The sequence below is a fragment of the Cryobacterium sp. W22_MBD10_FK3 genome (genome assembly GCF_052113745.1).
Lineage (GTDB): Bacteria > Actinomycetota > Actinomycetes > Actinomycetales > Microbacteriaceae > Cryobacterium.
In genome coordinates this window covers 30274-44058 of sequence record NZ_JBGQOH010000013.1, presented here as the reverse complement: position 1 = coordinate 44058, position 13785 = coordinate 30274, and the positions used below count along the sequence as shown (strand labels likewise).

Genomic DNA, 13785 nt, shown 5'->3' with positions numbered 1-13785 from the left:
GCACCTCGACGCGGCCTCACCATCCCGCCGGGTCGGACGCCCCGGCGGCGCCCGCGGGCCTCAGCCGGCCGCCTGCAGCTGCGTCACGGCCTCGTTGAGGGTGTCGGAGCGGTACGCGTCTTGCAGCGCCGGCAGCGCCGTCCAGTCCAGGTTCACGATCGACTGCCCGTCGGCGGAGGTTCCGGTGCCGGCGGTTGGGACGGTGAAGAAGGTTACGTCGGAGGAGCGCACGTCGCGCAGCTCCACGCCAAGATTCACCAGGGCAGTGGCGCTGAGTTCCTCGTCGATGGCCAGGTGCGGCCGCACGGCGTCGACCACCCCGCCCATGGTGACCGGGTTGCTGAGCACCGACTTGTGCATGAGACCGCTGAGCAGCGCGCTGATCAGCAGCTGCTGGTTGCGCACCCGCTGAAAGTCGCCGTCGGCGAAGGCGTACCGCTCCCGGGCGAAGGCGAGCGCCTCGGTGCCGTTCAGGTGCTGCATGCCCTGCGGAAAGGCATAGCCGGCCAGGTGGTACGAATCGAATGCGATGGGGTTGTCGATGTCCACCCCGCCGAGCGCATCCGTCATCGCCGCGAACCCGGCGAAGTCCACCACCGCCACATGGTCGATCCGGGCGCCGAGCACCCCCTCCACCGTTTGCACGGCCAGCGGCACCCCGCCGTACGACAGCGCCGCGTTGATCTTGGCCTCGCCGAAGCCGGGCACCTCCAGCCAGCTGTCGCGCGGAATCGACATCACCGACAGGCTCTGCCGGTCGGCCGGCACGTGCACGACCACGATGGTGTCGGAGCGTTGCCCGCTGAGGTTGGCGATCGACCCGGTGCTGGAGCCGCGGCTGTCGGAGCCGAGCAGCAGAAAATTGAGCGAGGTGGCCGCGGCCCCGGTCGCCGCCGCCGGCCTGGCCGTGTCGTCGGCCGGGAACGCGTCGGGGATCTTCTCCACCGACTCGAAACTCTGCGAGAGGTTGAACACGAAGACCGCGGCGCTGCCAAGCACGACCAACGCGAACAGGGTGAACACCACGAACACGATGCGCCACCCCCGCCGGCCGGGCGGGGGTGGGGCTTGATGGCGCGTTGGAACGTTCAGCACTTCGGGCATCGGGTTGCCTCCTGCGGACCGGCGGGGTTGCGGTGCGCACACCCTAGACCGCGCGTTCAGCCCCGGCTAGTGTCCTCCCTTGTGCCCACACCCGAACTGGGGGTCTCTTCGTCGGGGGACAAATGACACCGGCGTCAGTTATATTCTCTGCATGGGAATCCGCCGACGGACTCGTCGGATTCGCCACTGGTACCGACGACGCCAACACAGCAAGGGGATGCTCGCGGTGCGCATCCTCGGCGTCCTCGCCGCCGCCACCGGTGTGGCCGTTCTCGTGGCCGTTGCCGTGCGGGCATTCTGACCCGCAGCCGCTGGCGCAGGTTCACCCGCTCACGGGGGTGCTTTCGTGGCGCTGAACGGGTGCCCTCCGTTGTGACAGCACCAGAACTGGGGGCGCAGAAAACGGCTGCTCCTGGTTTAGATTCGCTGCATGGGACTCCGCCGAAGGACTCGTCGGATTCGCCGCTGGTACCGACGCAAGCAATACAGCACCGAGATGCGCGCCCTGCGCGTCTTCGGTATCCTCGCGGCCGCTTCCGGCGTGGCAGTCATCGTCGCACTGTCCATGCATCTGATCTGACCGCCCGCGGCCGCAGCGCCCAGTCCGGTTCCTCGATGGGTCGCCCTGGAGCCGACTCCGGGCTATCGTGACAGCGATCGCCGCGCTTACCCCGCGGCGGTCGCGCGTCGGACCCGCCGGCGCGGCACGAACATGCTCCCCGAAGAGGATGTACCCATGCCGTCAACCCGTTTTGGCTTGCGTCGCTGGTTTGAACGCGAAGTCTCCGCCCCGCTTACGGCGATGTACGCCCGCATCGACGAGCACCTGGTGCAGGAATCACCAGAGACGAGCCCGCTACCAGCGAAACCTACGGCGTGACGGGTGACAGCGTCGGGATGAGCTCTTCGAGGAACGCGGCGGTGTCTTCCCAGTTCTCCACGGCTACACAGTCCACGCCTAGAGCCTTGACCGGGTAGTCGTTGCCGTTCTCGTCGAGCCGGTCGCCCACAAAGAGCATGTCGTCGAGCGGGATGCCGGTGAGCTCGGCCAACCGGTTCATGCCGTAGGCCTTGTCGATGCCACGCCGGGTGATGTCCACCGATGTGGATCCGCCGCTGCGCACCTCGAGGTCGGGTAGCAACGCCTGCACGGCCTCCCGCAACGCCGTCTTCTTGGCGCCGTCCACGTCCCACTGGGTCTTCGCGGCCACGGGCGCCGCCTGGCCGAGGGCCGAGAAGGTGATCTGTGAGCCGCGGTCCTCGAGGATCGGACCCCAGGTCTCGCTTTCCCAGAAGCCCAGCTCGCGGGCGGTGGTCTCCACGGCGGCCAGCGCGCGCTGCTTCTGGTCGTCGGTGAGGTTCTCGGCGTAAACCTGCTCCCACTCCCCCGCACCGCGCCGGTAGTACTGAGTGCCGCAGGTGGGCATCAGGTGCAACCGGGATAGAGTGGCGTCGTCCACGTCGGTGAGGTTGTCGATGACCTGCATGGTGAACTGGGCAAACTGGCCACCAGAGATCACGCAAACCTCCGCCACGCCCAGCAGCTGCACGAGCAGCGCTGCCATGCGGGGGTCGACCGGCGACTTGGACGGTGCCAGGGTGTCGTCGAGGTCGAAAGCGACAAGTCGGGGGTGGTGCAATGCCATTTAGGGTCGGCCCAATCCGTAGTAGGTCCACCCGGCGGCGCGCCAGGCTGCTGAGTCAAGCGTATTGCGCCCATCGATGATGGTGCGCGTGTTCACCAGCCCAGCGGCCCAAGCCGGGTCGATGGACTTGAATTCCGGCCACTCCGTGACGAGCACCACAGCGTCGGCACCACGCAAGGTCGACTCGATGTCGGTGGAGTAGTTGAGCTGCGGGTGCCGGGCGCGGGAATTCTCGATAGCCTGCGGGTCGGACGCCACCACCTGAGCGCCGAGTCCGTGCAACTGCACGGCCACGTCGAGGGCCGGCGAGTCACGAACGTCGTCTGAGTGCGGCTTGAAGCTCAGGCCGAGCACGGCGACCTTGGCGTTATAGACCGGGCGGTCGAGCACGGACACGGTGAGGTCCACCACCCGCTGGCGGCGACGCAGGTTGATGGCATCGACTTCCTTGAGGAACGCCACGGATTCGCCGCGACCGAGCTCCTCGGCGCGGGCGGTGAACGCACGAATGTCCTTGGGCAGGCAACCGCCGCCGAAGCCCACGCCGGCGTTGAGGAACCGGCGGCCGATGCGCGAGTCGTAGCCGATGGCGTCAGCGAGCTGGGTGACATCTGCACCGGAGACCTCGGCGATCTCGGCCATGGCGTTGATGAAGCTGATCTTTGTGGCCAGGAATGCGTTCGCGGCGACCTTGACAAGCTCGGCGGTGGCGTAGTCAGTGACCACCAGCGGGGTGTCCGTTGCCATGGCGGAGGCGTACACCTCGTTGAGCTGCGCCACGGCACGCTCTCCAGCAGCTCCAACAGGAACGCCGTAGACCAGGCGGTCGGGTGCGATGGTGTCTTGTACTGCAAAGCCTTCGCGCAGAAACTCGGGATTCCACGCCAGGGAGGCGCCCATTGCGGAGGCGTCGAGTACCGCCGCGAGCCGAGCGGCTGTTCCCACCGGCACGGTACTTTTACCTACGACAAGGTCGCCAGCGTTCAGGTGCGGCAGAAGCCCTTCCACGGCCGCGTCCACGTAGCGAAGGTCGGCGGCGTAGCTGCCCTTTTTCTGCGGGGTTCCCACGGCGATGAAGTGCACCTCGGCGCCGGCCGCGTCAGCGATGTTGGTGCTGAAGCGAAGCCGGCCGGAGGCCATGGCCGAAGTGAGCACCTCGGGCAGTCCGGGCTCGAAGAACGGGGTGCGCCCTTCGCTGAGGGCCATGATCTTAGCCTCGTCCACGTCGATGCCCACCACCTCATGGCCGAGTTCGGCCATCGCCGAGGCATGCACGGCACCGAGGTAACCGCAGCCGATAACAGAAATTCTCATGCGTATTTCCCCATATAACTGAGCCTACCGGCAGCATCTTGCGTGCCCGACTGGCAACGAGTGACGACGAACGTCGGATGGCAATTCTCAAAAAAGAAGGCCCCGAACAATGTTCGGGGCCTTCTGTGGTGCTGGGCTAGCTACCTCACACAGTGTCGGAAGGTGGTGCCTCTAGCCTGGCGGAGTGCAGGTTACGCGTTCGCGCGCTGGCGACGAACGACGGTCAGCACGGTCACCAGGGCGATACCGAGGAGCAATGCTCCAGCGGCAGCCCAGATGGCGAGCATCGGTGCGTCGTAGCCGGTGCTGGCGAGGTCGCCATCGGTGGACGGAGCGCCACCGTCGGCTGCAGCGAGGGAGATGGCTGCAGTTCCAACGGTGCCGGAGGTGAGGCCGGTGGCGGTGGTGGTGTAAGTGCCGGTTGCGTCAGCGGGCAGGGTCACGTTGACGCTTGCAGCGCCAGCGGACGTTGCCTGCTTGGTCAGAGAGACCGTGGCAGCCTTAACAGCGGAGAGAGTGGCGGTACCCGAACCGGTGACGGCGAAGGAGACCGACTCGCCAGCGGTGAAGGATCCGTCGGTGAAGGCAACGGCTACCGTTCCCCCTGCTTCGACGGTGCCGGAGACAACAACGTTGCTCTCCGGAACGTAGCCGGCAGCGTTAGCTGCGGCCGGAACTGCGAATACTGCGAGAACCGCGAGCGCGATTGCCGCAAAGGTCTTTTTTGCCATGGTGGTACCCCCTGCTTGTTTCTTACAATTATGCCGACACTGGCGTGCTCCGATTGGAGCGGACCTCGAATGAGGTTCCCCCCAGACTAGGGCACATTAACAGGCTATTTCCAGTTTTTGTGTTTCATTTCTGTGAATTACCGGAGTCATTTCGAGTTCGACGCTTGATTTCGGTAGCGAATTCCCAAGCCAGTCATATCTAATTACCGTGCTTTGCCCGGGTGACAGGTCGACGGTTACGGAACTCACTTGATAACCCTGATCCGTCGCGGGGTGATAAGGGGCCGCCTGACCATCTCGGATGACGCCAAGGTTCTGCACGTCCGACGTTCCATAAACGGAGACGATCGTCTTGACGTTGCCGGGTTCGACACCGTAAACCCCTCCCCCAGTCACGTATTGCGGTAAGGAAAGGCCTGCGTCAGCCGGTGCCGTATTAGTCAGGGTGACCTCAACCGCATAATTGGGCCTCTTGTCGTTCCGACACGTGACTTGGCCAACCGTCGTATTGACGTCTAGATATGTGTCCATCTTGGCACCGGTCGCGTCGTTGAGGTAGAGCCCAAACCTCTGTGCATCGGCGTCACTGAGCGGCAGACCACCGGCAAGAGTTGTGCCGGCCAGCACGGCCTGCTCTGCTTCGTCGGCGTTCCACACGATCACCCGGCGCTCCTCACCCGCGCGGGCGAGTGCGGTGATCAGAGCCACCGGATCCACATCGCCACCAGACACCGCAGAGAACACGGACGCCGCCGCCGCCGCGAAGAATGCGTCTTGGTCGGCGGGGTTCTCGTAGCGCGCATATGCGTCTACGAGTAGCAACTGCACCGCGTTTTCGGCAGACAAGACATCCCCCGTCGGCAGAGTGATTGGCCCGGTCGCAGTCAGGAGGTAGCTCAGCGCAACCGGGTCGATCGAGATAACGCCGTCGGCTACCACGCCGAATTCGCGGTTCCACATCTCCCTCGCCAACTGGGCGGAGAGAGGAAAGTTCGGGGTGAGGTTCACATCCTGGATGTACTTCCCAGTGATGTCTCCAAATATTCCCCTCGTTTCCGTGGGGAGCGTGAGTACTGGCGTGGGATACACCGGAAAGTCGCCGCTGGATGCCTGCTGAGCCAGCTCCATCGTGCCGCTCTCCATGTGCAGCATTGCTACTGCCCCCGCGATTCCCCCGGTGGCCCGTAATTCCGCGGGGTTCTGAAACAAAAGCACGTAATTACGCGGTCCTGCGGCACCGAGCATATTTGGGGCGAGCCGCACGGCCCGATCCAGCGTCGTAACCATTCCAGAAGCTTCGGTTACAGCTGCTTCAAGTCGATCAGCTGCATTCCTAATAACATCCAGCGTTTCATCCGTCTGGATCGCCTGCAATGCTTGCATGGATTTGGCCAACGCCTCGTTCACTAATGCGACGCGCGGTCGAGCTTGAACAAGAGGCTCGAGATCAATGGAACCTCCCACGGGTTTGAAGTCCGCCAGCTCGATGGTGTCTGCCAAAACGACCAGGGGAGTGATGGAGTTCCGCGACACGTCATCAACCACTGCAGCCAGCTCTCGCACAGCGGTGAGGTTGGCGCCAAGGACCGGCACAAATTCCAGGGCCCGCCAAACCGGGTCACTCGTCAGTGAAGTAGCACTCGAGGCATAGGCTGCGAGCTCCGCAGCCGTGCGCACCGCTCCCTTACCGTCTCCATTAACGATTTCCACTTGGATTTGTGCGGCAAGGGGTACAACCTTCTCCAATTCCCCTTTCGCGAGGTACGCCCGCGTTCCCACCCAGGCGGCAACGAACAGGACTAGGGCGATGAGCACCAAGCTGAGTCGCACAAGGACCTTGCGCGACCGCTCACCACGACTTAAGCGACGTGAGCGACGGCTTGTCGAACGGGGAAGGTCCATTGCATCAGTCAATCAGAGTCCCGCGCGTTGTCCCGATCATTGGCCGGCAGACCGGGTAACGCAAATGAGTGCACGAGCGGTCGACCATACCGAGACAGCCTGCTAGCCCGAGTCCGGAACTGCAGCCTTCAACTTTACGCTTGTGGGGTTCCCTTGGCAGCGCGAGTAGCCACCATAATGTTTAACGTCGCGCAGCTCAGCCTCTTGGTTGGCGCTTCGAACGGCGCGGTGAGCAGCCGTCAATCCAGTCAGCCTCACCAAAAACATGAAATGGGGCGGATGTTGCGAGTTCTAAGCAATCCGGGCGTATCTGGGCCGCGGCCGAACGCGACACTAAAGATGCTGGTTGGAGCGCTTCCGCCAACTGTAGAGATCATCGACTTTCGTTGGCGGCGGGCACTCGGCTTCGGCTACGACGTTCTGCATGTGCACTGGCCCGAATTCATTATCCGTGACTCATCCAAGCTGATGGCGCTCTACAAGCAAGCACTTTTCCTGCTCCTCATTCTTCGTTTGGCGACATTCGGTACACCCAGTATTTGGACGGTCCATAACAATCGACCCCATGAAGAGGGAACGCATCTCGAACGGCTGCTGTTTAGATTGTGGGAACGAACTGTCACCCGGCGCGTCTATATGTACGACTGCACGATTCCACCGAACGATCGCAGGGCTCTCTGCATCCCTCACGGCGACTACGAACCTGTCTGCGGTGTCCTCGCCAGCTCAGACAACTGGGAAGCAGCAATCAGCGGAAGAGTTCTTCTTTTCGGCGTCCTTCGCCCTTACAAGGGAATCGAGGGACTAATAGATGCGTTCAGCCAAGTTGGAGATAGCTCGCTGAAGCTAATTTTGTCGGGTGAGCCCATTTCTCCAGAGTATGGAGCAGAACTCACGCTGAGAACACGCGAGGTGCCCGGGGTATCACTATCGACAGACCGGCTATCGGACGAAGACCTTGCCATCGCTATCCAAACCGCAGAGTGCATCGTGCTCCCGTACACGCATATGTATAACTCTGGAGCTGCCTTGTTGGCCCTTACTTTGAAGAGGCCCATAGTCGTGCCCGACTCGCCCACGATGAGAGAGCTACGCGCGGAAGTCGGTGGTGGATGGGTAACAATCTACGAAGGTAGCCTGAACGCAGATTCCCTATCCAAAGCTGTGGAAGCCTCGCGCCAGTGCTCTCAGCAGCTTTGGCCGGACATGTCGCGCAGGGGATGGACAAGTATCGGAGAACAATACGGTCGGCTTTTTGATGAGCTGACGAACAAGAGGGCTTCGTTGCCCGAAAGCGGCACACTGCTGGAGGATTCTTCACCGCCGAAACCGAAGCGGTGAGAGACCTGTGCCAAGGGGACAAGGCTTGACCAGCAACACCTCCGCCGCACGAGGCGTTTCCATCACTCTCGTAGGGCAACTTTCGCGGTTTCTAATCCAACTTACGGCACTAGTCTGGCTCTCCAGACTTCTCAGTCCCAACGACTTTGGCCTTGTCGCGATGGTAGCTGCGGTGGCAGGCGTCGCCACCATCATTGGCGATGGCGGTCTCTCGTTTGCAGCTGTTCAGGCCAAAACCCTGACAGATCAACAGCGCACAAACCTATTTTGGTCGAATTTGCTGCTGGGAGCTGTTCTCGGCACCGTGATCTTTTCAACTGCGGCACCGCTGTCAGACTTCTACGACTCCCCCGACCTCGAAAACGTCGCCAAGGTCATTGCCGTGGTTTTCCTTCTTAACGGCGCCACGACACAATTCCGTGCGCACATCAATCGCTCCCTGAACTTCAGGCTGTTGGCTTTGACGGATGTCTCTTCGCAATTTGTCGGCCTCGTCGTCGCGGTTTCCGCCGCTCTCATAGGCCTCGGTTTCTGGGCCTTGGTGTTTCAACAACTAGTGGTCGCGCTAGTGGCTCTTGTCTTCTGCGCAATGGGAGGTAAATGGAAACCAGGACTCCCTCGGCGGGCAGCCGGAATGCGTCGACTGTACGCATTCGGGATCCACACTCTGCTTGATCAGATTCTGAACTACGCCAGCGTAAATCTGGCTACGGTACTGCTTGGCCGATCTTGGGGGCCCTCCGTGGTCGGTGTGTATAGCCGCGCATACAACATCTTCACAATGCCAATGACGCAATTGGCGTCACCCTTGACAAGAGTTGCACTCCCTTTGCTGTCCCGCATTGAAGACCGCCGAGATTTCACTCGGCGACTCACACACGCCCAAACTCTACTTGCGTACCCGCTGCTGGGTATCTTCTCGACTCTTGCCGTTGTGGCTCCCTCTCTGATCCCGATCGCACTCGGGCCAGGCTGGCACGACGTCGTTCCGATCCTCCAAGTGCTGTCATTGGGTGGGGCCTTCCAGGTTTTGGCTTATGTCTATTACTGGGCTTTCCTCGCCCTTGGGAAAACCGGTGTTCAACTCAGGTTCAGCGTCCCAACACGAGTAGCCATGATGGGCTTTTGCCTGATTGGCGTCCAATGGGGGGCTATTGGGGTCGCTTGTGCGATCACAGCTGGCCTGATCGTGATTTGGATTGTCAACAGTTCGGCGGGCATGCGTGCGATTGGCATTTCATCGTGGCCGCTAATTCGGGCATCTGCTAGACCCTTCATCTCATGGGCGTTCATCTTCTTGGCAGTCTGGCTCCTCAACCTCATGGTTTTTGACGAGCTCATCAATGTCCTCCAGCTCACGGCCGACATGGCCACCATTGTCGCCCTTCTTGGTCTACTTACCGTCGTTCCTGCGATACGGCGCGATTTCCTGTTGATTTTCCAAACTCTTCTCCTGCTGGTTAGACCTGAGGCCAAGCAGGACGCAACTTCTGCGACGGTCAACGCCAAGCAAGGAAATCTGCAGGACGCAGAGACTCCCCCTCAAGCATCTGAAATCCTGTGAAACCCTCGTTAATGCCGGGGCGGTTGCACACCGCGCGGACCGACACGCCTGGAGTTCTCCCCCTGTCCGGGAGTGCGTTCGACGTCGACGCCTTCACCCAGAATTTACTGCCACGGCGGGTATTCGCTTGAAGTACGCCCTCAGGCAGCGGTGGCCCTAGATCGAATTACGCCGGGGTAAGAATCAAACCAGCTTCCAAAACACCTCAACTAGCCCGATACACGGGCCTTGAGCCGCTCCACGCGTGGTGCAAGGAAGGCGTGGGTTACTGCCGCCAGTCCAATGGACATCGGCGCCGCGATCCACGCCACGGCAATTGGATCAGCGTCAAAGGCCCACGCGAGGATGATCAGAAGGGGGTAGTGCCATAGATACAGTTCATAGCTGATCCGGCCTAGATAAGCCAACGGCGCCCAGCCGAGTATTCCCGCCAGGACACCACCACGGTTTTGTACCAGATGGGCGATGATCACCACGGAACCGACTCCGGTCATTAGGACTGGCGCTGCGGACGCTGGGTGGAAGATTGTCGCGCCCGCCACAGAAGCACCAATCAAGGCCAGGCCGGACCACGCGGCAATGGCCGGGACATTGACCTGTTGCTTACGGCCGAGGAAAATTGCCAATGCGCATCCGAGAAACAACCCACCAGACCTAAGCAACAACGAGCCCGGCTGCCCGGCAACCTCGAGTGCGACAGATGCCAGAAGCAAGGCCAGCCCGCCGCCCACCGCAAAACCAGCCAAGTGCCCCTGAGCCCGGCCCCTGCCAAGCACAAGCATCAACAGCAGGGGCCAGACAAGGTAGAACATCTCCTCAATGCCGAGACTCCATGTGTGCCGCCACGCCCAGGCCGCACCGCCTGAGATCTCCAAGGCTAGCGGCGTAGTGTAAGTGACTGCCAGGACGTTCTCGAGCAGATACTTACCCAATGACGGCGCGAACAGCGCACCGGGGATAAGCAGGGCCGCGACTACGACAAGCAGCGCTGGGTACAGCCGCGCTGCTCGGCGGAAGTAAAACCTCTTGAGGCGGATGCCTCCATGGGCCTTCCGCTCCCGCAGCAGAATGTCCGTGATCAGGTATCCGGACAGGACAAAGAATACGTCCACGCCAACGTGCCCGCCGAAGGCGACCGGGGTGATCATGTGATGCACAAACACAAGCAGGATACCGATCGCCCGGACCCCATCTAGAGCCGGCATGTATCCGGACAAAGGGCGCCCGTGCACGCGTGCAGCAGTGATCGCAGACCTAGTAGCCACGGGTCCCCCAGGTGAGTAGCCTGCCCCAATCATAGGGGCCAATAGGATCACACTCACTACGCCAGGCTCCTAAAGGTCGACCTCAGTGCGCGGGGGCCCATTTCCTCCGCAGAGGAGTCTCCACGAACCGCCATGAGGCGTAGCAAATGCAAATAAGCACGCCGAACCAAACGATTCCCCACGGAGATGCCACAGGGCGAACACCGAAGATTGCAACGAACACTACGACCGTGAGCCAGTTCCAAAGGTACAGGCCGTACGAGAGCTTGCCCAAGAAGACCAACGGTCGGAAGGCGAGCGCTCTACCGGCCCATCCTCGTGGCGAAACAGCCAGCAAAAAGACGACGCCAGCCGACAATAGAGCGGCCTGTCCGAAGCCACCCTCGTCGAAGCGGGCCAACTGGAAGGCTCCGCCCGGCTTCCACGAGAATAGGACCAGCAGTCCCACAGCGCCCGCCAGCCCGGCTAGTCGGGCAGCCAAAACCATCACACTCGACAGATCCGCGTTGTAAGTGACCAACGCAATGATTGTCCCAATAATCAGTGCGTCCACGTGTGTGTCCGGAGCGTAGAACAGGCGTTCGTGGGTGGGATCACCGGCGATGATAATCGTCCTCCAAGCCCACTGGATCGCGACTAAAAGCGACAAGCCTGCAACCGTCCATCGCCACCGTTGCGCTGTGGGGATGAGCAGTAGGAGGATGGGCCAGAGTAGATAGAACTGCTCTTCGACGCTCAGCGACCAAGACCATTGGAAGTCTCCGACCGCACGATTCCCGGCCGCGGCTTCGATGATGTCCGTAGTGTATGTCAGGGCCCCCAACGCGCCGGCCCACCAGGTCGCAACCGGCGCCCCCGTGGCAAGGAGCCACACGACGGTTGCAAGCGTGACCAACACAAGTGCCGGGCCCAACCGGGCGAGGCGTCGCCCATAGAACTTCAGCAGACTGATGCTCCCGCGGCTATCCTTCTCCCGCATCAGCAGGCTGGTGATCAGGTACCCGCTGATCACGAAGAACACGGTTACACCGTGATAGCCGCCGATGCCATTGATGCCGGCATGGCCAGCAATGACTGCTAAAACAGCTAGGGCCCGCAGCCCGTCAAGGGAAGTGTTGTAGGCGAATTTTTGCGATCGGACGTTGGTCGACTGTGGCACGACAACGGCCGTGTCTCCCCCATGGTTCATTTTCAAATTATGACAGAACCATACTCTCGGGCCGCATTTGTTTAAAGGACACCAGTTCCCCGCTTACACAGTCCTTGCCAATTTTCGTAGAGACATTCGTAACACTGGGATCGGCCAGACGCCAAGGACGAGCGGGAACTCCAGCCGACATGAGCGCAGGCTCCACTGAGTCCAGTGGCCAGATTTTTCACGCGGACTTCGGACCAAGGGAACTGGGTTATTGGAAAGGAAGATGATAATCGAGTACGTACTCGAGTTTTTTCGTCCTGTCGCCGATGAACCGCGCGGGGACACCGCCAACGATCGTGTATGGGGGCACGTCTTTGGTGACGACAGCCCCAGCCGCGACGACAGCCCCCTCGCCAATCGTCACACCTGGAAGAATGATCGCTCGGGTTGCGATGTAGGCCATATCTCCGATTGAGACCGGTCCCCCCTGAACGCCAAAATCCTCCGCCTGAGGATCATGCTCAAGGGTGAAGATCTGAACGTAACCGCCAATGTTCACATTATTGCCGATGGCAATTCCCATGCGTCCGTCGAGGAAGCAATCGTTCCCGACGATTGTATTGGATCCTATGCGGATACCTTCAGGGGCGTAGAACGCGGCCCTCCAGTGAAAGGTAGTTCCTTGCCCTATTTGTATTCGCAGGAGTAAGCGATAGAAGGCAACGCGAAATCTATGTACGGGAACTCGTCCAACAAGGAACGCAACGAAAAGCTGGAACCCGCGCAAGTACTCTCGAGTGGAATCGGACAAAGTAACCTCCCTCAGGGAAAATGTGGACAGTCTGGAACGATTGAGTCACTCATGACTCTTTGAAATCAAAGACCTGAGTGGCCAGCGCGACTTCAACCGGCGCTGCAAAGACTTCGACCTTAGCCAAAGTCGTCGAGGGAGTCGGAAATAGTCGTAAATGTAGAGCGGAGCGCCCTGCACGGTCAGCGCTTCTTTATGCTGTTCAAGCGTCCACATGGGGAGGGCTCGAATGCCGACGAGCTTGGCATGCAGCGGACGAAACTGGTCGAATTTCTCCTGGCTGGAGAAGATCGTGTATGGCGATCGCGGGTCGTCCATGTGCTCCTCGTGAATGAACGGAAAGGCCCATCCGTTTCGGTAGCCTTCCCGCGCGACCCGCAAACACCAATCAGGAAAGCTTTCCTTGTCCCGAAGCGGGCCAGCCGCTACTAGCGCTTCACGCTTTGCCAAGTATCCACTGCCCTGGACCCAATGATTGCGCATTATCCGACGTCCGTTAGGGAGTCTTTGAACCTTCATCATCGCAGTGGACGGCTCGAAATCTTCCGCGTAAAACCTCCAGGACGCCACTACACCGATATCGCTTGCCGACTCCTGAAGTGCTCTCAGGTCACGAATCCAATTTGGGTCAACAATGCAGTCATCATCTACTTTTGAAACGTAGTCGCCGTCGGAATTTTCCCACATCCAGTTCGTTGGCACCCTGATCCCAGCATTTACTTCGCTGTGATGCGTGGCGTACACAGCTGGGTGGTTGTAATACGACTGCACAATTTCAAGGGTTTGGGTATCATCCCCGTTATGCCACAGCCAGACTCGAGTGTTCTCGTCTGCACTCGCAAGGAGAGCAGGGAGGGATCTCCGAACGTAGTCAGGACGCCGATGCGTGATCATCAAGACGTCGATCCCCTTAGCCACGAGGCAAGTCCTTACTCATTTTTGATGTCCCAATCTCCACAGGATCTTGCG

General features: G+C 60.7%; 13 protein-coding genes. 4 read left to right on the top strand and 9 right to left on the bottom strand.

The genetic code is table 11. From position 1 onward, the window contains the following. Positions 1-60: 60 nt before the first annotated feature. Positions 61-1104 (bottom strand): LCP family protein, encoded by a 1044-nt coding sequence (locus ACEN2M_RS12765; protein ID WP_441648510.1) that lies wholly within the window; start codon positions 1102-1104, stop codon positions 61-63. A gap of 151 nt (positions 1105-1255) precedes the next feature. Here ACEN2M_RS12765 and ACEN2M_RS12760 point away from each other — a divergent pair, with 151 nt between their 5' ends. Both ACEN2M_RS12760 and ACEN2M_RS12755 read left to right on the top strand, forming a co-directional pair. Next, positions 1256-1405 carry a hypothetical protein gene (locus ACEN2M_RS12760; protein WP_441648509.1) on the top strand — a complete coding sequence of 50 codons (150 nt, stop codon included), beginning with the start codon at positions 1256-1258 and terminating at the stop codon, positions 1403-1405. A gap of 129 nt (positions 1406-1534) precedes the next feature. Further along, complete coding sequence (locus ACEN2M_RS12755) at positions 1535-1684, top strand: hypothetical protein (RefSeq protein WP_441648508.1); 150 nt, start codon at positions 1535-1537, stop codon at positions 1682-1684. 289 nt (positions 1685-1973) lie between these two features. Here the strand turns inward: ACEN2M_RS12755 and ACEN2M_RS12750 are convergent, their stop codons facing one another. The 4 genes from ACEN2M_RS12750 to ACEN2M_RS12735 all read right to left on the bottom strand — a co-directional run bounded on the left by ACEN2M_RS12750 (position 1974) and on the right by ACEN2M_RS12735 (position 6541). Beyond that, complete coding sequence (locus ACEN2M_RS12750; RefSeq protein WP_441648507.1) at positions 1974-2750, bottom strand: HAD-IIB family hydrolase; 777 nt, start codon at positions 2748-2750, stop codon at positions 1974-1976. After that, on the bottom strand, positions 2751-4064 hold the full coding sequence (locus tag ACEN2M_RS12745; RefSeq protein ID WP_441648506.1) for a UDP-glucose dehydrogenase family protein: 1314 nt from the start codon (positions 4062-4064) through the stop codon (positions 2751-2753). Positions 4065-4255: 191 nt separating this feature from the next. After that, the gene (locus ACEN2M_RS12740) at positions 4256-4795 is read right to left on the bottom strand and encodes a hypothetical protein (RefSeq protein WP_441648505.1); all 540 of its coding nucleotides are present in this window, start codon (positions 4793-4795) and stop codon (positions 4256-4258) included. Positions 4796-4891: 96 nt separating this feature from the next. Beyond that, complete coding sequence (locus ACEN2M_RS12735) at positions 4892-6541, bottom strand: DUF4012 domain-containing protein (RefSeq protein WP_441648504.1); 1650 nt, start codon at positions 6539-6541, stop codon at positions 4892-4894. 333 nt (positions 6542-6874) lie between these two features. Here ACEN2M_RS12735 and ACEN2M_RS12730 point away from each other — a divergent pair, with 333 nt between their 5' ends. Together ACEN2M_RS12730 and ACEN2M_RS12725 are read left to right on the top strand one after the other, a co-directional pair. Next, on the top strand, positions 6875-8038 hold the full coding sequence (locus ACEN2M_RS12730) for a glycosyltransferase (protein ID WP_441648503.1): 1164 nt from the start codon (positions 6875-6877) through the stop codon (positions 8036-8038). Positions 8039-8063: 25 nt separating this feature from the next. Beyond that, positions 8064-9602: a lipopolysaccharide biosynthesis protein gene (locus ACEN2M_RS12725; RefSeq protein WP_441648502.1), complete on the top strand. Its 1539-nt coding sequence runs from the start codon at positions 8064-8066 to the stop codon at positions 9600-9602. Between the two features lie 209 nt (positions 9603-9811). Here the strand turns inward: ACEN2M_RS12725 and ACEN2M_RS12720 are convergent, their stop codons facing one another. The 4 genes from ACEN2M_RS12720 to ACEN2M_RS12705 form a co-directional block, all read right to left on the bottom strand. After that, the gene (locus tag ACEN2M_RS12720) at positions 9812-10807 is read right to left on the bottom strand and encodes an acyltransferase family protein (RefSeq protein ID WP_441648501.1); all 996 of its coding nucleotides are present in this window, start codon (positions 10805-10807) and stop codon (positions 9812-9814) included. A gap of 142 nt (positions 10808-10949) precedes the next feature. Continuing rightward, positions 10950-12056 carry an acyltransferase family protein gene (locus ACEN2M_RS12715; RefSeq protein ID WP_441648500.1) on the bottom strand — a complete coding sequence of 369 codons (1107 nt, stop codon included), beginning with the start codon at positions 12054-12056 and terminating at the stop codon, positions 10950-10952. Between the two features lie 217 nt (positions 12057-12273). Continuing rightward, the gene (locus tag ACEN2M_RS12710; protein WP_441648499.1) at positions 12274-12588 is read right to left on the bottom strand and encodes an acyltransferase; all 315 of its coding nucleotides are present in this window, start codon (positions 12586-12588) and stop codon (positions 12274-12276) included. Positions 12589-12861: 273 nt separating this feature from the next. Further along, positions 12862-13734: a glycosyltransferase gene (locus tag ACEN2M_RS12705; protein ID WP_441648498.1), complete on the bottom strand. Its 873-nt coding sequence runs from the start codon at positions 13732-13734 to the stop codon at positions 12862-12864. Positions 13735-13785: the final 51 nt, after the last annotated feature.